The 17,304-nt window shown below is 32.0% G+C and carries 16 protein-coding genes; 11 read left to right on the top strand and 5 right to left on the bottom strand.

The window, feature by feature from the left end:
- Nucleotides 1-9: 9 nt before the first annotated feature.
- Entirely contained in the window at nucleotides 10-357 is a 348-nt protein-coding gene (locus B3I31_RS06485; protein WP_038334703.1) for an arsenate reductase family protein, read from the bottom strand.
- 110 nt (nucleotides 358-467) lie between these two features.
- Between B3I31_RS06485 and rluF the strand changes: the two genes are divergently transcribed.
- The 3 genes from rluF to B3I31_RS06500 all read left to right on the top strand — a co-directional run bounded on the left by rluF (nucleotide 468) and on the right by B3I31_RS06500 (nucleotide 4,748).
- Nucleotides 468-1,382, top strand: a complete 915-nt coding sequence (rluF, locus tag B3I31_RS06490) for a 23S rRNA pseudouridine(2604) synthase RluF (protein ID WP_038334704.1) — start codon at nucleotides 468-470, stop codon at nucleotides 1,380-1,382.
- 114 nt (nucleotides 1,383-1,496) lie between these two features.
- Nucleotides 1,497-3,941, top strand: a complete 2,445-nt coding sequence (locus B3I31_RS06495) for an alpha/beta hydrolase family protein (RefSeq protein ID WP_291046205.1) — start codon at nucleotides 1,497-1,499, stop codon at nucleotides 3,939-3,941.
- An 84-nt stretch (nucleotides 3,942-4,025) separates the two neighbouring features.
- Nucleotides 4,026-4,748 (top strand): GLPGLI family protein, encoded by a 723-nt coding sequence (locus tag B3I31_RS06500; RefSeq protein ID WP_291059439.1) that lies wholly within the window; start codon nucleotides 4,026-4,028, stop codon nucleotides 4,746-4,748.
- Nucleotides 4,749-4,802: 54 nt separating this feature from the next.
- Here B3I31_RS06500 and B3I31_RS06505 read toward each other — a convergent pair whose 3' ends face one another.
- The 3 genes from B3I31_RS06505 to B3I31_RS06515 are packed head-to-tail and all read right to left on the bottom strand — an operon-like array spanning nucleotide 4,803 to nucleotide 7,625.
- Entirely contained in the window at nucleotides 4,803-5,747 is a 945-nt protein-coding gene (locus B3I31_RS06505) for a pseudouridine synthase (protein WP_291059437.1), read from the bottom strand.
- A 10-nt stretch (nucleotides 5,748-5,757) separates the two neighbouring features.
- The gene (locus tag B3I31_RS06510) at nucleotides 5,758-6,681 is read right to left on the bottom strand and encodes a geranylgeranylglycerol-phosphate geranylgeranyltransferase (RefSeq protein WP_291059436.1); all 924 of its coding nucleotides are present in this window, start codon (nucleotides 6,679-6,681) and stop codon (nucleotides 5,758-5,760) included.
- A gap of 26 nt (nucleotides 6,682-6,707) precedes the next feature.
- Complete coding sequence (locus B3I31_RS06515; protein WP_038334712.1) at nucleotides 6,708-7,625, bottom strand: mevalonate kinase family protein; 918 nt, start codon at nucleotides 7,623-7,625, stop codon at nucleotides 6,708-6,710.
- A 243-nt stretch (nucleotides 7,626-7,868) separates the two neighbouring features.
- Here B3I31_RS06515 and B3I31_RS06520 point away from each other — a divergent pair, with 243 nt between their 5' ends.
- The 8 genes from B3I31_RS06520 to rfbD all read left to right on the top strand — a co-directional run bounded on the left by B3I31_RS06520 (nucleotide 7,869) and on the right by rfbD (nucleotide 15,699).
- The gene (locus tag B3I31_RS06520; RefSeq protein ID WP_291059433.1) at nucleotides 7,869-8,525 is read left to right on the top strand and encodes an HPP family protein; all 657 of its coding nucleotides are present in this window, start codon (nucleotides 7,869-7,871) and stop codon (nucleotides 8,523-8,525) included.
- Nucleotides 8,525-9,409 carry an NAD kinase gene (locus B3I31_RS06525; RefSeq protein WP_291059431.1) on the top strand — a complete coding sequence of 295 codons (885 nt, stop codon included), beginning with the start codon at nucleotides 8,525-8,527 and terminating at the stop codon, nucleotides 9,407-9,409. Before B3I31_RS06520 ends, B3I31_RS06525 begins: the two co-directional genes overlap by 1 nt.
- A 118-nt stretch (nucleotides 9,410-9,527) precedes the next feature.
- A complete protein-coding gene (locus B3I31_RS06530; RefSeq protein WP_180905649.1) occupies nucleotides 9,528-10,301 on the top strand; it encodes a DUF6089 family protein in 774 nt (257 codons plus the stop codon).
- A gap of 11 nt (nucleotides 10,302-10,312) precedes the next feature.
- On the top strand, nucleotides 10,313-11,056 hold the full coding sequence (locus B3I31_RS06535; protein ID WP_221854130.1) for an isoprenyl transferase: 744 nt from the start codon (nucleotides 10,313-10,315) through the stop codon (nucleotides 11,054-11,056).
- Between the two features lie 20 nt (nucleotides 11,057-11,076).
- Entirely contained in the window at nucleotides 11,077-13,599 is a 2,523-nt protein-coding gene (gene bamA, locus B3I31_RS06540) for an outer membrane protein assembly factor BamA (protein WP_286495464.1), read from the top strand.
- Nucleotides 13,600-13,660: 61 nt separating this feature from the next.
- A complete protein-coding gene (locus B3I31_RS06545) occupies nucleotides 13,661-14,248 on the top strand; it encodes an OmpH family outer membrane protein (RefSeq protein WP_286495463.1) in 588 nt (195 codons plus the stop codon).
- Nucleotides 14,249-14,274: 26 nt separating this feature from the next.
- The gene (locus tag B3I31_RS06550; RefSeq protein ID WP_114998374.1) at nucleotides 14,275-14,790 is read left to right on the top strand and encodes an OmpH family outer membrane protein; all 516 of its coding nucleotides are present in this window, start codon (nucleotides 14,275-14,277) and stop codon (nucleotides 14,788-14,790) included.
- Between the two features lie 54 nt (nucleotides 14,791-14,844).
- Complete coding sequence (gene rfbD, locus B3I31_RS06555; protein ID WP_038334743.1) at nucleotides 14,845-15,699, top strand: dTDP-4-dehydrorhamnose reductase; 855 nt, start codon at nucleotides 14,845-14,847, stop codon at nucleotides 15,697-15,699.
- 68 nt (nucleotides 15,700-15,767) lie between these two features.
- On the opposite strand, the gene serS is transcribed toward rfbD, so the two are convergent.
- Nucleotides 15,768-17,036: a serine--tRNA ligase gene (gene serS / locus B3I31_RS06560; protein ID WP_038334750.1), complete on the bottom strand. Its 1,269-nt coding sequence runs from the start codon at nucleotides 17,034-17,036 to the stop codon at nucleotides 15,768-15,770.
- Nucleotides 17,037-17,304 lie beyond the last annotated feature (268 nt).

Below are 17,304 nucleotides of genomic sequence, written 5' to 3' on the forward strand. Positions count from 1 at the left end.
GTGTGATTTCTATTTCAAATATTGCCCAAGTGCTTCTAAGTTTTTCTTTTCATTCCCAATAAAAATTTTGTCTCCATCTACCACGACAGGACGTTTTAGGAAAGTATAATCTGATAAAATATAATTTTTGATATCATCTTCAGAAAGCTGTTGATCTTTCAATCCTAATTTTTTGTAATTCTGTGCACGACGTGAAAATAGAGCTTCGTAGTTGCCAGCTAAATTCTTCATTTCTTCTAATTCTTCTGCTGTTATCGCAGTCGATTTTATTTCATGCAAATCAAAACCTGTAAAATCAAACTCTTTCATAATACGTTTGCACGTATCGCAAGTTTTCAAAAAAAATATTTTTTTCATTTCTCAAAATCTTTGGTTTTGTAAAGATAAATAAGTTTCATCGTTTTGCAGAATGATAAAGAATTTTGTCAAAATATATTTCAAATCGATAAAAAACTATCTTTGCAAGTATGGAAGAAACTAATTTTTTGCGTTTAAACAAATATATTAGCGATAGTGGTTTTTGTTCGCGTCGTGAAGCAGATCAATACATCGAAAATCGTTTGGTACAAATTAATGGACGAGTTGCTAAAATTGGGCAATTTGTAGGACCAAATGATGTGGTGACTGTAAAAGGTGTCGAAATAGAACCGCGCGAAAAGGAGCATGCGGTTTATATTATGCTGAATAAACCTGTGGGCGTTACGTGTACAACAGATCCTACAGATCCAGATAATATTATCGATTTTCTTTCGTTTGGAGAACGAATTTTTCCGATTGGTCGTTTAGATAAAGATTCGCAAGGATTGATTTTATTGACAAGCGATGGTGATATTGTGAATAAGATTTTACGTGCTGGAAATAATCACGAAAAAGAATACATTGTAACCGTTGATAAACCAATTACGGATGAATTTTGCGAACGAATGTCGAAAGGTGTTCCGATTCTTAATCAGGTTACGAAGAAATGTAAGATCGAAAAAATAAGTACAAATGTTTTCAAAATTACATTAATCCAAGGTTTGAATAGACAGATTCGCCGTATGTGCGAATATTTTGGATATGGTGTAAAAAAATTAGAACGTGTTCGAATTATGAATTTAACGTTGAATGTAGGAATTGGTCAACATCGAGATTTAACGGCAGAAGAATTAGCAGAAATCAATCGCTTGACGAAAGATTCGGAAAAACACGAAGAAAAGAAACCAGCTTCAAAATCAAAAAAATCATCAGCGAAAAAAACAAAAGAAATTTCTCCAGATTTTAAAGATTCGAAAGGAAAATCAATTAAAAAGCCAGTAAAAAAATCAACAACTCAAGCCAGAGTAGGAAAAAGTAAACCACCTACAAATACGAAAGGAGGTAAATTTGGTAAAAGAAGATAAAATCAAAAGACGAATATTTTTCGTCTTTTTTTATACATTTTAGTCAAAACTAACTTCTATCATGTCATTTTACCAAAGATTCAATATCTTTATAAAGTAAAATCTTAAAAACACATGAAGAAAATTGTTTACTCGTTGCTTTTTATAGCGATGACTTTTGGTGCGTCGGTAAAAGCGCAAGAAAATGTTACTTATCAATTGCCTCCGCAAGAAATTTTACAATTGGCAGACGCGGATATGCCACCCTCAATTAGTACAGATCGCAAGGCAGAAAATGCATTTTTGTCTTATAGAAGTCGTTATAAAACGATTAATGAATTGTCAGAAAAAGAATTACGTTTAGCAGGATTACGAATTAATCCAGTTACAAATATTAATTCACGTGAAACATTCAGCGAGAAAATTACTTATTTTGATTTAAAAACTTCAAAAGAAAAAACGATTGCTGGTTTACCTGCAAAAGGTCGTTTTTCTAATCAATCTTGGAACACTTCTCAATCGAAATTTGCCGTTACAAATACAACAAATAAAGGTGTAGAACTATGGATTGTTGATGTAAAAACACAAGCTGCAACAAAAGTTTATGAAGATAAATTAAACGCAAACTTAGGTCGTCCTTTCAATTGGATTTCAGATACAGAATTAATTGTGAATGTAATTCCAGCTTCTAAAAAAGCTTTGATTGACACGAAAGATGCGATTGCAACTGGACCTACAGTTTCTGTTGCTGACGGAAAAGAAGCGCAAAACAGAACCTATCAAGATTTATTACAAAATAAAAATGATGAGTTTAACTTCGAACAATTAGCAATTTCTGAATTAGTAAAAGTAAATATCGAAACAGGTGCAAAATCGAAATGGAAAGACGCTGCGATGTACACAGATATTTCGACTTCTCCAGATGGACAATATGTTTTGGTGAACGAAATCAAAAAACCTTTTTCATATTTAGTAACGTACAATAGTTTTCCTTCAACCAATATTGTGTATGATATCAACGGAAAATTAATAAAAGAAGTTGATCATAAAGAGTTACAAGAAGTTGTTCCGAAAGGATTTTCTTCTACGATTATGGGAAAAAGAGGTTTGAATTGGAGAGCAGATAAACCAAATACTTTATATTGGGTTGAGGCTTTAGATGGTGGTGATGCAAACAAGCCTGCGGAATATCGCGATGCGCTTTATCAAGTAACGGCGCCATTTACAGCGAATAAAGAGTTGTTGGTAAAAGTAAAAGATCGCTATAGAGGAGTGACTTGGGGGAATGATGAGGTTGCGATTGTGAGAGATGCTTGGTATAATACACGTAACGAAAGTAGTTATTTGTTCAATCCGTCAAATCCAAATCAAGAACCGATACGCTTTTTTAGTAGAAACTCGCAAGATGCTTACAATAATCCTGGAAGTTTTGTAACTGAAATGAATGATTATGGTTACAATGTTTTAGCAATTAACAAAGGAAAATTGATGTTAGTTGGAGAAGGAGTTTCTGCGGAAGGAATCTTACCTTTTGTAGATGATTTTGATATCAAAACGCAAAAAACTTCTCGTTTATGGAGAGCACAGAAATCAGATAAACTAGAAGCGATTGCTCGAGTTATCGATCCGAAGAAAGGGATCATTTTAGAACAGATTCAATCGAAAACAGATTATCCAAATTTATATGTTCGTAATATTTTTCAGAAAGGAGGAAAGCCAAAACAAGTAACGTTTACAAAAAATCCTTTTGAGGCAATGAACAAAATTTCGAAAGAATTAATTACGTACAAACGTGCTGATGGTGTAGAATTATCAGGAACTTTATATTTGCCGCCAAATTACGATAAAACGAAAAAGGAAAAGTTGCCAATGTTAATGTGGGCTTACCCTCGTGAGTTCAAAGATGCATCTACGGCTGGTCAGGTTACAACTTCTGAAAATAAATTTACTTCTCCTTCTTATGGAGGTCCTATTTATTGGGCATTGAGAGGATATGCGGTATTAGATGATGCGGCTTTCCCAATTATTGGAGAAGGAAAAGAGGAGCCAAATGATACGTTCGTTCCTCAATTGGTTGCCAATGCAAAAGCTGCGATTGATGCGGTGGATAAATTAGGTTTTATCGATCGTGAAAGAGTTGCGGTTGGTGGACATTCTTATGGCGCATTTATGACAGCAAATTTATTAACACATTCTAATTTATTTGCGGCAGGTATCGCACGTTCAGGTGCTTATAACCGTACATTGACGCCTTTTGGATTTCAATCTGAACAACGTAATTATTGGGAAGCTCCAGATGTTTACAACACAATGGCGCCTTTCCAAAATGCAGATAAAATGAAAACACCATTGTTATTAATTCATGGTGAAGCAGATAATAATACAGGTACTTTCCCGATGCAATCTGAGCGCTATTTCAATGCATTGAAAGGTTTGGGAGCGACAACTCGTTTGGTTTTATTACCAAAAGAATCTCACGGATATGCAGCCAGAGAAAATATTCTTCACATGTTGTGGGAACAAGATCAATGGTTAGAGAAATATGTGAAAAACAAAGGGAAAAATTCTGAAAAGAAATAATTCTCAATATTACAAAAGCGATTCAATTTTGAATCGCTTTTTTATTGTAAATAATTATTATATTTAGTTCATAATTAATCAACTATGAAATTAAAAGCTTTACTCTTCTTTCTAACGATTTTTTCTCCATTTCTATTTGCTCAAAATTTGTGGAAAGTAGAATATGAAACCTATGATAAAATGTTTTTTGACGAAAAAGATCCTGTTTTTAAGGCAGAATTAGATAAAAACAATTCTACACCAAAATACTATCAATTACTTTTTAATGAAAATCAGTCGTTTTTTTCTGAAATTGTAAGAATTGATAATAGTCAAAATCAATCATCTATGTCGATGAGTACAATTGATGATAATATTTACATCGATTATAAAACTTCACAATATAAAATTGAAGGAAATTATGTGAACAAGAATATTTTAATAATAGATAATTTGCCTAAATACACTTGGACAATTAGTAGAGAATCAAAAGAAATGTTGGGAATTAAAGTAAAAAAAGCAATAACCGAATACAAAGATTCTAAGATAGAAGCTTGGTTTGCGCCAACTTTACAACCAAAAGGAGGACCAATATTTTTCAATGGGTTACCAGGTTTAATTTTAGAATTGAAAGCTGTAACAACAATGAAAGACGAGAGTTATGAAACGATTTTCAGAGCAATTAATATAAAAGAAGCATCTAAAAACGAAGTGATTAAAATTCCAACAAAAGGTCAGAAAATGACACAAATTGAGAAAGATGATTTTGTGAAAGAAGCAAATAAAAAGATGATGGAAGCTTATAATAACAAGGTTTCGAAAGATTAAAACATAAAAAAACCACTTCTTTCGAAGTGGTTTTTAAATTTTATAGCTGAGGTATTATAACATTTTCAAGAAGTTAACTTCTAATTCTGTTAATCTTCTAAAATCACCTCTTTGTAAAGTTTTCTTTGTAAGTCCTGCAAAAGAAACGCGGTCTAACGCTTCTACTTCGTATCCTTTTGTTTCGAAAATACGACGTACAACGCGGTTCCAACCAATATGTAATTCTACACCAACTTCATTTTTCGGTCTACCTTCGATAAAAGAAATTTCGTCAACAACTGCAATTCCTTCAGGAATTAAACGAACACCTTTTTTGATGTCAGCTAAATCATTTGCTGTTAACTTTTTGTCCAATGTAACGTGATATATTTTTTTGATATCATGACTTGGATGCGTTAATTTCTTAGTTAAATAACCATTATTTGTAAACAATAAAACTCCTGTTGTTTGTCTATCCAAGCGTCCTACTGGGAAAATTCTCGCTGTAGTTGCTGTAGACATTAAGTCCATCACAGTTTTACGTCCTTTTTCATCATTTGATGTTGAAATAAAACCTTTTGGCTTATTCAACACAAAATATACATTTTTCTCTGAAGAGATTTTACGACCATCGAAACGAACTTCATCATCGGGTTGTACTTTATAACCCATTTCAGTAATCACTTGACCATTCACTGTAACGATTCCAGTTTTGATCAACTCGTCGGCCTCTCTTCTGGATGCAATCCCTGCATTCGCTACATATTTATTTAAACGAATAGTCCCGTCATCAACTGGTGCTTTTTTCAGTCTTTTAACAAATGGTTTTTCACCTGGTTTGTTAAACGGTTTCTTTGGTCCAAAACTTTTCTTTCCTTCTTCTGATGGTTTTCCACCAAAAGTTGGTTTTCCTTTCCCTGAAGATGGTTTAGAAGAAGAATTTCCTCTTGCTCCACCTTTTCCACGATTGTTCCCGCCTTGGGAATTTCTGTCGTTGGATTGATTTCGTCTGTTATTCATCTGAATTTGATTAATTTATGCGCTGATTAAAATTTTGCGCAATAGTTTGCAAAGTTAAGGGATTTATTTCGATTAATACGATACTAAATACACCCGCAACAATCATTCCCTTAAAAAAATAATGTAAAATCTTATATGCTTGTGTCGATTTTATTCTCCAAATTATAAATAAAATCACTGTGAAAGCGATATTTGCAGCAATAAAAAAGTATTTCATCGCACCAACATCATTTTTCATAATGATAATAATTCCAATGATTAATTCTGTAATAATTAAACATGAAATCAAAACTTTTGTAAAATCTATTCCATATTTGATTGGAATTGAATCATAATTATAAATCAAATCTGCTTTTTGAGAACTCAAATCTTTTACAATATCAGTAATCAATAATAAAATGGTCAAGAAAGTAGCATGCAACGCCAAATTGAAGGTGAAATGATCAAAATAAACCAATAAGGCGAAAAATGGCATCACGCGAATGACAACCAAGTAAAAGTTTTTGATCAATGCAAATCGATTGATTTTGTGACTATAAAACCAAACCAAAAATTGATAAACCAAAAAGAAAATGAAAACTTTCCACGAAATTAAAGCTGCAATAATCAACGCTAAAGAATTTAGAACAATGTAAACGGTTAGTTTGAAGCCTTGCGAAACTTGTTTCTGAAGATAAACTTGTAAAGGACGTTTGAGTTCGTCTTTTTCTAAATCGTAAAAATTATTGATAATATATCCCGCGGCCACACAAAGTATCGAACAAAGAATAAGTCCGTCCAACTTTGGATTTGTCAACAATTGACGATGACCAACTTCTGGCGCAAAAATAAAAAGCGCAGCAAGATATTGTGCCAAAATAAGCACAATTAAATTATAGCCACGAACAACAGAAAATAATGCAAAAACCTTTAAGATTATTTTCTGAACGTTCATTGATTATATTTTTATAAATTATTTTTTTAGAATTTGTAAATAACTTCGGTCTGAAAGTCTTTTAGGTAGCTTTTCGCCTTGTCATAATCTTGTGTAAAACCAAGAACATAACCGCCTCCGCCAGAACCACAAAGTTTTAGGTAATAGGTATCTGTATCAATTCCAGTTTTCCAAGCATTCACTAACTTTTGAGGAATCATTGGTCTGAAATGTTCATAACCCCAAGCTGACAATTTTTGAAGATTTGCAAAAAGTGGATTGTATTCACCTTTCACAAAGTTTTCGATACATGCATTGTTGTATTTAATAAACTCTTCTTTCAACGTTTTACGGAAACCTTCTTTTTTCATTTTTTCAAAGAAAATATGAATCATTGGTGCCGTTTCTCCTGGTGTACCAGAATTGATTAAGAAAACAGCTCCTTTTCCGTCAGCATTTGCAGAAGGTAAACCAATTGTCGAGATATCATCTTTTGATTGAATTAACAAAGGAATATTCATGTAACAAATCAAAGGATCAATTCCAGAACTTTTTCCATGAAAATGAGATTCTAAATTACCGAAAAGAGCTTTTAATTCACTAATTTTTTCTTTGTTCAGATTTTGATTGATATCAATTTTATTCAACGCATATTTGTCATAAATAGCAGCAACCAAAGCGCCAGAACTACCTACACCATATCCTTGAGGAATGTTAGAATCGAAGTACATTCCGTTTGCAACATCTTCCGAAAAAGATTTTGTATCAAAAGTATCAGCAAAATTTTCTTCCAAAAATTTTGCATAATTTTTCAAGTGAGCATTTGATGATTCTGCAATTTCAGAAGGCTCAAATTTTAATGCACCTTGGTAAAAATTATAAGGAATTGTTAATCCTTTCGAGTTCTCAATAATTCCATATTCGCCAAAAAGTAAGATTTTGGCATAAAATAATGGGTTCTTCATTCAATGCTAAAATTGGTACTGCAAACCTACAAAATTTAAGCCATTCTTTTTTGAATTTGAGGAAGAGTTTTGCTTTAAAAAATTGTAAATCACATTATTTTTTGATTATTAGTAGATTTTGGAATATATTTTGACTAAATAATTTAGAATAAATTGGTTAAATTTCAATTAATAATCAATGATTTTAACCGAATTAGCATTAAAAATAGAGAATTAATGTATTAAAATATATAAATTTGTGCCATGTATATCACCGAATATCTATCGAATGAGATAAAACCAGGGAAAGTTAATTCTTCTCCAAGTCAGCTTTTGGAAGTTGTGCAAGAGAATAAATTGACGCATTTACCTTTGTTTAAAGGGTTAGATTTTGTTGGAAATATCTCGGAAGAAGATTTGATTGAATTATCAATTGATGATGAAAAAGTAGATTATACTTTGTATTTGGAGAGTTTTTATCTTTCTGAATCGAGTACGCTTTTAGATGCAATTCAGATGATGTACACGAATCAGGCGAATATCTTACCGATTATTAACGAACAATCTCGCTATGTGGGTTTTATTACGGAAATGGATATTATTAACACATTTGCAAATTTCCCTTTTGTTGCTGCGCAAGGCGTTTCGATGCTAGTTTCGATTGCGGAAAAAGATTTATCGATGACGGCGATTTCTAATATTATCGAAGTGAATAACGGAAAAATATTGGGAATGATGATTGTTGGAAATAAGGAGGATAGCGTTTATGTTTTGCTGAAATTTAGTTCATCGAACTTATTGGCAATTGGCGAAACATTTGAGCGTTATGGATATCAAGTGATTCAAAAATTTTATAACGACGAAAAACAAGAACTTCTGCAAAGTCGTTATGCACAATTGTTAAAATACATGAATACCTAATGATAAAAGTTGCACTTTTTGGACAAAAAACAAGTACGTCTTTAACGGATATTATTCCACCATTTATTAATTATTTAGTTCAGAACGAAATTGCTTTTTGTGTTGAGCAAAATTTTCTTCAAATCTTAAAAGAAACAACTGATTTTGAACCTGAGAATATAGAAACCTATACTTCACATGATGATTTAGATAAATCGGTCAAATTCTTATTCAGTTTTGGTGGAGATGGAACAATCTTATCGGCAACTACAATTGTTAAGGATTCTAATATTCCAATTATTGGCGTAAACACTGGACGTTTAGGCTTTTTAGCAACAATTAATAAAAGTGTATTGTTGGAGCAAATGGATAGTTTTTTCAATGATGATTATAACATTATTCCACGAACTTTATTAACAGTGAAAAGAAGTGATGGTGTAGAAATTGAAAATAATTTTGCGATAAACGAAGTAACTGTAGTTCGCCGCGAAACGACGAGTATGATTACGGTTGATGCCTATTTGAACAATGAATTTCTAAATTCTTTTTGGTCTGATGGATTGATTATTTCTACGCCAACAGGTTCTACAGGATATTCGTTGAGTTGTGGAGGACCAATTGTTCATCCGTCCAATCAAAATTTTGTGATTACACCTGTTGCGCCACATAATCTAAATGTACGTCCATTAATTGTGTCAGAAAACGAAAAAATTGACTTAAAAATACGTAGTAGAGCTAATGAATACTTCCTTTCGTTGGATTCTCGTAACTTTCCTTTAACAACTGACGTCGAATTGACGATACAAAAAGCTGACTTCAAAATCTTAATCGTTGAAGCTATTGACGCGACTTATTTCACAACTTTGAGAGAAAAAATGCTTTGGGGTTCAGATAAAAGGAATTAAAATTTACAATAAATCTTCTTAATTTTTGTTAAATCAGTTACGTTGAATTGACTTTTGTTTATATTTGTTCGAATTTAAAAGAAGATAAAAAGCAAAAGCCGAAAAAATAACACAACTTATGAGGAGAGTATTTTTGTTTGTTTTTATACTATGTTTTTCGCAATTAACTTTTGCGCAAAGACATGAACTCGGAATTTTTGCTGGTGGAGCAAATGTGATTGGAGATATTGGTAAAGCCAATTACATCAATCCGTTTCCTACGAAAACAGAGCCAGGTGGGAAAATTTATTTACCAATTTCCATAGGAGGATTGTATCGTTTTAATATAAATCCGCAAATGGGTTTTAGAGCAAATATCTCTTATTCAAAAGTTGGAGCAAGTGACCACCGCTCGAAAGAGTATTACAAATTAGAAAGAAATAAAAATTTTCGAAATAATATTGTAGAAGGATCATTGATGTTTGAGTATAATTTCTTTAATATCAATGATGATCAAGAAAAAGCGCAATCGCCTTATATTTTTGTAGGAGTTGGAGCTTTTTCGGCAAAAGGAAAAGAATATGATTACGATGGGACAAACAACGTAATTATCGAAAAAACAAAATATAATACCGATTTAACGATTCCTTTTGGGGTTGGATATAAAGTAAGATTCAATTACAATTGGATTTTATCTTTTGAGACAGGTGTTCGTTATACAAGTGTTGATTATATAGATTACAACAAAGGAAAATTTACTCAAAATTTTACTGATGCTGTAGCTGATGGAGTTATACCTTCGGATGAATATAGTAAAAGAGTATACGGAAACACATCAAACAAAGATTGGTACGTATTATCAGGAATTACCTTAACGTACAGTTTTGGTCGACCTGCTTGTTATTGTGATTAAAAAGAATGGAAATTAGTTTAGTAGAACAAATAGATAAAAATAATATACCTAATCACGTTGCAATCATTATGGATGGTAACGGAAGATGGGCTAAGAAGAACGGTAAAGAAAGAACTTTTGGACACAAAAGTGCTTTGGGAGCTGTACGATCTTCAATCGAAACTTGTCGAAAATTAGGTATAAAACATCTTACACTTTACGCATTTTCTACTGAAAATTGGAACCGTCCAAAATTAGAAGTCAATGTTTTAATGACTTTATTAAGTTCTGCAATTAAGGACGAAATAAATGAATTACACAAAAATGGAGTTCGCTTGAATGTGATTGGAGATTTATCAAAATTACCAAAAAAAGCATTCAAAGATTTGACTCAAGCAATAGAAAAAACGAAAGACAACACAGCTTGTGTTTTGACATTAGCATTAAGTTATGGTTCGAAAGAAGAACTATTACACGCGATGAAATCTATTGCGCAAAAATATAAAGACGGAGAAATATCCGACAATGATTTTAATGAAGAATTAGTTCATCAAAACTTATATACACACGATTTACCTATGGTAGATCTTATGATTAGAACAAGTGGCGAAACCAGAATTAGTAATTTCTTGTTGTGGCAAATTGCTTACGCAGAATTATATTTTACAGAGGTTTTGTGGCCTGATTTTAACGAGGAAGAATTTTATAAAGCAATTTTAAATTACCAAAATCGAGAACGTAGATTTGGTAAGATAAGCGAGCAACTAACGAACTAATCGAACTGAAATAGAGGATTATGAAGAAAATTTTTTGGACAATGTGTATGCTTGGAGCTTACATGGCACAAGCGCAAGTCGTAGATTCTACGAAAACCATTGATTCAACACAACAAGATAATTTTGTCTTAGATTATAACAATGCACGAACTTTCAAATTGAAAGATATCGTTGTAACAGGTGACTCTAAATATTCTAAGAATCAAATTATCCGTTATGCAGGTTTTGCTATCGGTGAAGAGATAGAATTACCAGGTACGAAGGTAAATAATGCTGTAAAAAAATTATGGAGATCTAATATTTTCTCTGACATCGACTTGTATGTAGATAAAATAGAAGGTAACGAAGTTACATTAGAACTTGCCTTGGTTTCAGTTCCTAGTTTAGGAGAAATTAAGATTAATGGTGTGAAAAAATCGCAACGCGAAGATTTAATCAAACAAAATAAATTAAATCCAGGTGTTAAGATTACACAAAGTTTAATCAATACGACAAATAATAAAATCAAAGATTATTATACTGGAAAAGGTTATCCTAACACAACAATTAATGTAGAACGTCAGCCAATTGTTGGTAAAGAAGACGAAGAAAACATTACATTAAATGTAAATCGTGGAGAGCGTGTAAAGATTAAGAAAATCATTTTCGAAGGAAATGAAAACTTAACTGCTGCTCGTTTACGTAAAAAAGGGATGAAAAATACCAAACAGAAATCTATCAATATCTTCAAGTCATCTAAAATGATTCCTGAAAAATTCCAGGAAGATTTAAAAACATTGGTTGAAGAATACAAATCTGTTGGTTTTAGAGATGCTAAAGTTGAGTCATACAATATCGAAAAAGTTGATGATAAAAACTTATTGGTTAAGATTAAAGTTAACGAAGGAAAACCATATTTCTTAGGAGATGTAACGTTTTCTGGAAACTCAATTTATACTTCTGAACAGTTACAGCGAATTTTTGGTTACAAAACAGGAGATCGTTATGACGCAGTAGGTATCAACAAAAAGATTTCTGGATCAGAAAAAGACGATGATATTTCTACGTTATATATGGATAGAGGGTATTTGTTTGCTCGTGCTATTCCTGTAGAAAAAAGTGTAAAAAATGATACAATCGATCTTGAAATTAAAGTTTTCGAAGGTACACAAGCTACACTTAATAAAGTAACGATTAACGGTAATACAGAAGCACACGATCATATTTTATACCGTGAGTTAAGAACTAAACCAGGAGATTTATTCTCTAAATCGGACATTAAGCGTACGATGATGGAGTTAGCTTCTTTGGGATACTTAGAACCAACGCAAATAGTTCCAGATATTCAACCAAATCAAGATAATAATACAGTTGATGTGGAGTGGAAAGTTGCGCCAAAATCATCTTCTCAAGTAGAATTACAAGGAGGATATGGTGCAGGGACTTTCATTGGTACATTAGGATTAACTTTCGGGAATTTCTCATTAAAGAATTTTTTCAATAAAAAAGCTTGGAAACCAATTCCAATGGGAGATGGACAACAATTATCATTAAGAGCACAAGCTGGTAACGGATATAAAAATTATAGTTTATCATTTGTTGAACCTTGGATTGGAGGAAAACGCCCTACAGCTTTATCAACGTCTTTTTATTATTCGCAATATGATTACCGTGATAATTATGGAGAAAAAGCGAAATTGGATATCTTAGGAGCTTCAGTTGGGTTAACTAAGTTATTAACTTGGCCAGATGATTATTTCCGTTTATCAAACTCAATTTCTTATCAGTTATATAACTTCGATAATTATGCGATGTCTGTTGGTAATATGCAATATGAAAATGGTTCGTCAAACAACTTAAACTACACATTAGGTTTAACACGTAATTCTGCTGGACCAGACCCTATTTTCCCACAATCAGGATCAGAAATTAGTTTATCGTTTACGACAACATTTCCTTATTCAGCTTTTAATAACAAAGACTATACAAACATGTCTGATGTAGAAAAATTCAAATGGTTAGAATATTATAAATTCAAAGCTAAAGCATATTTCTACAAAGAATTAACTGGTAAATTAGTTTTAAAAGCCGGTGGAGAGTTTGGAGTTTTAGGAACATATAACCGTAAAATTGGAACAATTCCTTTCGAACGTTTTTACTTAGGAGGAACAGGTCTTACACAAAATCGTTTCGATGGACGTGAGATTATTTCATTAAGAGGTTACGAAGATGCAACAAATTCTGGTGGACAAACAGGAGATATTACGCCAGAAGGAGGTGGTACGATTTATAATAAATATTCATTAGAATTGCGTTATCCAATCACAATGAGCCAAACAGCTAAAATTTATGCATTAACTTTTGCGGAAGGAGGTAACGTTTGGAACAATACAAGTGAATTTAAACCGTTTGAATTAAAACGTTCTGCAGGGGCAGGTGTTCGTATTTACATGCCAGCATTTGGTTTATTAGGATTCGATTTCGGATATGGATTTGATAAAGGATTTGGACAAACAGAACGCTCAGGATGGCAAACTCACTTTATTATTGGACAACAATTCTAATAAATTGAATAAATTTGCTTAGAACATTTTGGCATAATTTTAGAATTAACACACCACAAATATGAAAAAATGGATTAGTTTTATAGCGTTGTTCTTTGGATTAGCAAGTTTCTCTTTTGCGCAAAGATTTTGTTATGTAGACAGTCAGTATATTTTAGAAAATTTACCAGAATATACATCGTCTCAAAACAAATTAAAATCTCAAACAGAGTCTTGGCAAAAAGAAATTGAGCAAAAACAAGAAAATTTAGCTAAATTACAAGCCGAATTCGAAGCCGAAAAGATTTTATTAACGGCAGAACAGGTGAAAGAGCAAGAGAAAAAGCTAGCTGATGAAGTAGCGGCTGTAAGAATTTTGCAAGATAAACGTTATGGACCAAATGGTGATTTAGTTAATCTGAGAAGATCAATGGTAAAGCCTTTACAAGATCAAATTTATAATGCGACAAAAGAAGTTGCAGATAAAAGAGGATATGGTTTTGTATTTGATAAAGGAAGTGATTTAATCATGATTTATACAGATCCAAAGTTTGACATAAGTAGAGAAGTATTAATGACTTTAAGACCAGAGTTGAAACCAAATAATTCAAAAACATCAACTTCTGGAAATAATAAAACTAGTAATAGTAGCAATAAAACAAGAAAATAAATTTTAAAAAACAAATTAGACTAGAAATGAAACAAATTAGATTGATAGCAGTATTTACAATGATGGTTTTCGGAAGCGTTTTATCTTTCGCTCAAGAAATTGCACATATTGATACGCAAGCAGTAATTGAATCAATGCCAGCTTACAAAAAAGCAGAGGCTGATTTACAAGCATTAGGTAAAAAACACGAAGATGCTATCGCAAAATTACAAGCAGACTATAAAACTTTTATGGAAACTGCTCAAAAAGATTTAGCTGGTAAATCTCAAGAAGAGGCTCAAAAATTAATTGCAGCGAACAAATACCAAGAGAAAGAGCAAGAAATGCAAAAGAAATACGAAACGTATGCAAAAGCTGCTCAAGATGAAATGCAAGCAAAAGAGAAAGCTTTAATGGATCCAATCGAGAAAAGAGTAATGGATGCAATTAATGCTGCTGCTGCAAAAAAAGGAGTTAAATATGTTTTACCTGCAGGTGTTTTAGTTTACAAAGCTGGAGGATACGACTTATTAAATGACGTTAAAAAAGAATTAGGATTATAATTTTAAGATATTAATAATACCTTCAAGCCACTATTTTAGTGGCTTTTTTTATATATGAAAAGAATTTTAGTTACCGGAGCGAATGGTCAGTTAGGTCAATCGATTTTAGAGCAATCAAAAAACTACAAGGAAATTGAATGTTTTTTTGTCACTCGAAATGAATTAGATATTACGAATGAAGAATTAATTAATCATTATTTCGAAGATAAATCATTCGATTTTGTTGTCAATTGTGCAGCTTATACAGCGGTTGATAAAGCTGAAGATGATCAAGAGAATGCTTATTTAGTAAACGCAAAAGCAACAGAATTTTTAGCAAAAATCACGAATCAAAAAGGAATTCCTTTTATTCACGTTTCGACAGATTATGTATTTGATGGAACTGAAGCTCAACCTCGTCTAGAAACAGATCAAACAAATCCTATAGGGGTGTATGGTCAAACAAAATTAGATGGCGAAAATTTAGCATTAGAAAACAATTCTAAAACGATTATTTTACGCACAGCTTGGGTTTATTCTCGATTTGGAAATAATTTCGTTAAAACGATGCTTAGGTTGTTTAATGACAAAGATTCGATCTCTGTTGTAGCAGATCAAATTGGTTCGCCAACAAATGCAATTGATTTGGCTGATGTAATCTTAACGATTATTTTGAAAGATGATTTAACCTATGGAATTTTTAATTATTCGAATGAAGGAAAATGTTCTTGGTTTGAATTTGCGCAAAAAATTAAAGAATTGTCTAATTCAACAATCGAAATTAATCCTGTTCCAACTTCAGCTTATCCGACAAAAGCGAAACGTCCTGCGTATAGTTTATTGGATAAATCGAAAATAAAAGAAGTTTATCAATTTGATATTCCGACTTGGGAAGATAGTTTGAAAAAAGAATTGAAACACCTGATTTAGTTTCAATTTTAATAACATAAAAAAGCTCGAGAAATTCTCGAGCTTTTATTTATCTGACAGATTATTGATTAATCTAAAATCTCAAAACGAGTATAAGGTTGCAACGCTTTCGGAATTTTTACTGTTCCATCAGCTTGTTGGTGATTCTCTAAAATTGAGGCTAAAATACGTGGTAAAGCCAAAGCAGAACCATTTAAACTATGTGCTAATTGAGTTCCGTTTTCATCTTTGTAACGTAATTTCAAACGATTCGCTTGGAAAGTCTCAAAATTAGATACAGATGAAACTTCTAACCATTTTTCTTGCGCTTCAGAGAAAACTTCAAAATCGTATGTAATTGCAGATGTAAATCCTGTATCACCACCACAAAGTCTTAAAATACGGTATGGTAATTCTAAATCTTCTAAAATTCCTTTTACGTGCTCAATCATTCCGTCTAAAGCAGCGTAAGAATTTTCTGGTTTTTCGATACGTACAATCTCAACTTTCTCAAATTGGTGTAAACGATTTAATCCTCTAACATCTTTTCCATAAGAACCCGCTTCACGACGGAAACATGGTGAATATGCAGTCAACGTAATTGGTAAATCTTCTGCTTTTACAATTGTATCACGGTAAATATTCGTCACAGGAACTTCCGCAGTAGGAATCAAGTACAAATCATCTTCTCCAATATAATACATTTGTCCTTCTTTGTCTGGTAACTGTCCAGTTCCATAACCAGAAGCCTCATTCACAACGAAGGGAGGAACAATTTCTGTATAGCCAGCATCAGAATTTTTATCTAAGAAAAATTGTGTTAAAGCACGTTGCAAACGAGCACCTTTTCCTTTGTAAACAGGGAAACCAGCTCCGGTAATTTTAACACCTAATTCAAAATCAATGATGTTAAATTTCTTAGCAACTTCCCAGTGTGGCAAATTGTTTGGTTTTGCAGTTGCATCTCCGTGTTCAAAAACGATTTCATTATCATCAGCATCTTTTCCTGCTTTTACGATTTCGTTCGGAATATTCGGGATTTGATACAAAATATCTTTAACGGATGTTTCGTAAGACGATAATAAATCTTGTAACTCTTTTGATTGAGTTTTTAAATCAACCGTTTTGTTTTTTAATTCATTAGCCTCTTCCGATCTTCCATCTTTAAACAAATTACCAATTTCTTTTGCTAATTTGTTGGATTCAGCTAATACATTATCTAATTCAAATTGTGTTTTACGACGAAGTTCATCCACATTTAAAACTTCATCAACAAGATCTAATTGTTTGAAGTTACGTTTTTTAAGTCCTTCAATTACACGATCTTTGTTTTCTTGAATGTAAGAAACTACTAGCATACTTTTATTAAATTTATACAAATGTATAAATAATTAATTTTTTAGAATAAAGATTAAATGATTTAGGATCAAAAATTAATCAAAATCAATTAATTTTTAAATTTAACTGTCTTCATTAGATAAATAATTGACACAATGTTTTTTACAAAAAATATTCAAAAATTGTAAAACTATTTATAATTGATTAAAAATCAATAGTTTAAATTTTATTTATTGAGAATTGATTAATACAATTATATTACATTGATTTTACATGCTGTTGTTTACG

Source organism: Empedobacter sp. UBA3475, assembly GCF_002378465.1.
Taxonomy (GTDB): Bacteria; Bacteroidota; Bacteroidia; order Flavobacteriales; family Weeksellaceae; genus Empedobacter; species Empedobacter falsenii_B.

Coding starts and splice junctions, on each gene's coding strand:
- B3I31_RS06485 (WP_038334703.1), bottom strand. CDS start 357: ATGAAAAAAATATTTTTTTTGAAAACTTGCGATACGTGCAAACGTATT.
- rluF (WP_038334704.1), top strand. CDS start 468: ATGGAAGAAACTAATTTTTTGCGTTTAAACAAATATATTAGCGATAGT.
- B3I31_RS06495 (WP_291046205.1), top strand. CDS start 1,497: ATGAAGAAAATTGTTTACTCGTTGCTTTTTATAGCGATGACTTTTGGT.
- B3I31_RS06500 (WP_291059439.1), top strand. CDS start 4,026: ATGAAATTAAAAGCTTTACTCTTCTTTCTAACGATTTTTTCTCCATTT.
- B3I31_RS06505 (WP_291059437.1), bottom strand. CDS start 5,747: ATGAATAACAGACGAAATCAATCCAACGACAGAAATTCCCAAGGCGGG.
- B3I31_RS06510 (WP_291059436.1), bottom strand. CDS start 6,681: ATGAACGTTCAGAAAATAATCTTAAAGGTTTTTGCATTATTTTCTGTT.
- B3I31_RS06515 (WP_038334712.1), bottom strand. CDS start 7,625: ATGAAGAACCCATTATTTTATGCCAAAATCTTACTTTTTGGCGAATAT.
- B3I31_RS06520 (WP_291059433.1), top strand. CDS start 7,869: ATGTATATCACCGAATATCTATCGAATGAGATAAAACCAGGGAAAGTT.
- B3I31_RS06525 (WP_291059431.1), top strand. CDS start 8,525: ATGATAAAAGTTGCACTTTTTGGACAAAAAACAAGTACGTCTTTAACG.
- B3I31_RS06530 (WP_180905649.1), top strand. CDS start 9,528: ATGAGGAGAGTATTTTTGTTTGTTTTTATACTATGTTTTTCGCAATTA.
- bamA (WP_286495464.1), top strand. CDS start 11,077: ATGAAGAAAATTTTTTGGACAATGTGTATGCTTGGAGCTTACATGGCA.
- B3I31_RS06545 (WP_286495463.1), top strand. CDS start 13,661: ATGAAAAAATGGATTAGTTTTATAGCGTTGTTCTTTGGATTAGCAAGT.
- B3I31_RS06550 (WP_114998374.1), top strand. CDS start 14,275: ATGAAACAAATTAGATTGATAGCAGTATTTACAATGATGGTTTTCGGA.
- rfbD (WP_038334743.1), top strand. CDS start 14,845: ATGAAAAGAATTTTAGTTACCGGAGCGAATGGTCAGTTAGGTCAATCG.
- serS (WP_038334750.1), bottom strand. CDS start 17,036: ATGCTAGTAGTTTCTTACATTCAAGAAAACAAAGATCGTGTAATTGAA.